The 1,366-nt window shown below is 71.8% G+C and carries 1 protein-coding gene; it reads left to right on the top strand.

Annotation, left to right across the window (positions count from 1 at the left end; translation table 11 throughout):
- Positions 1-167 precede the first annotated feature (167 nt).
- Positions 168-1,343: an ISAs1 family transposase gene (locus I6A81_RS41215; RefSeq protein ID WP_238431225.1), complete on the top strand. Its 1,176-nt coding sequence runs from the start codon at positions 168-170 to the stop codon at positions 1,341-1,343.
- Positions 1,344-1,366 lie beyond the last annotated feature (23 nt).

Genomic DNA, 1,366 nt, shown 5'->3' with positions numbered 1-1,366 from the left:
CAGGGCGACGGCAAGTTTGCTTGGTAGCGGCCAGTGGGCCGTGCTGAGGGTTCCCGGTGGTTGCGGGTGGCAGGTCGCCGCTGGCGGGCTGCGCCGAAATGAGGGCGGGCATGACCCTTGGGTGATCATGGAGGTTCCTACGCCAGCCTGATCGTCCCCGAGGTGCCATGCCCGCCGCACCATTATCGTCACCTGCCCCTGCTCTGGATCAGCTGGCCGCCGCCGTGCCGGCCGGGGGCCGTCCGGTACCGCCGGCCGATCTGCTCGCGGTGTTCGAACGGGTCGCTGACCCGCGAAAACGCCGGGGCCGGCGGCACCGGTTGGCGGTCCTGCTCACGCTGGCGACCTGCGCGGTGCTCGCCGGGGCCCGCTCGTTCACGGCGATCGCCGAATGGGCCGCCGACGCCGGCGAGGCCCTCGCCGACCAGCTCGGCATCGTCCGGATCCCGGACGCCTCGACGTTTCGCCGGGTCCTCGCCCTGCTCGACGCCAACGCCCTGGACGCGGCGCTGGGAACCTGGGCCGCCGCGAGGACCGAACCCGGCAAGGGTCAGCGGCGCCGGGTCGCGGTCGACGGGAAGACCCTGCGCGGCACGAGGGCCGGCGACACCGCCGGCCGGCACCTGCTCGCCGCGTTCGACCAGCACCACGCCGTCGTGCTCGGCCAGTGCGCCGTCGACGCGAAGACCAACGAGATCCCCACGATCAAGGATCTGCTCGCCACCATCGACCTGACCGACACCGTGGTCACCGCCGACGCGCTGCACACCCAGGACGACACCGCCGACTGGCTCGTCGCACACGGCGCCCACTACCTGCTGATCGTCAAAGCGAACCGGCCGACGCTGCACGCCCGGCTCGCCGCCCTGCCCTGGACGAAGGTCCGCACCGTCTCGCGCACCACCAGCCGCGGCCACGGCCGCCTCGAACGGCGGACCGTCAAGGCCACCGAGATCCGCGCCGGGATCGACTTCCCGCACGCCCTCCAGGCCATCCAGATCACCCGCCGCCGCCAGCCCCTAACCGGCGGCCCGGCGACGACCCAGACCGTCCACGCCGTCACGAGCCTGCCGACACACCAGGCCAGCCCCGCACTGCTCGCCGCACTCGCCCGCGGCCACTGGACGGTCGAGAACCAGCTCCACTGGGTCCGCGACGTCACCTACGACGAGGACCACCACCGCGCCCGCACTGGAAACGCACCCCAGGTCATGGCCAGCCTCCGCAACCTCGCGATCACCATCCTGCGCCTCACCGGAGCCAGCAACATCGCCCACGCCCTACGCCACCACGCCCGCCACCCCGAACGACCACTCGAAACAATCAAGAAGATGAGTTGCTAACCAGCAACTTTGCCGCCGCCCTG

It is taken from the genome of Frankia nepalensis, from assembly GCF_016786325.1.
Classification (GTDB): Bacteria; Actinomycetota; Actinomycetes; order Frankiales; family Frankiaceae; genus Pseudofrankia; species Pseudofrankia nepalensis.
Note: the sequence above shows the minus strand (reverse complement) of the source record. Positions and strands in the feature narration are given on the sequence as shown.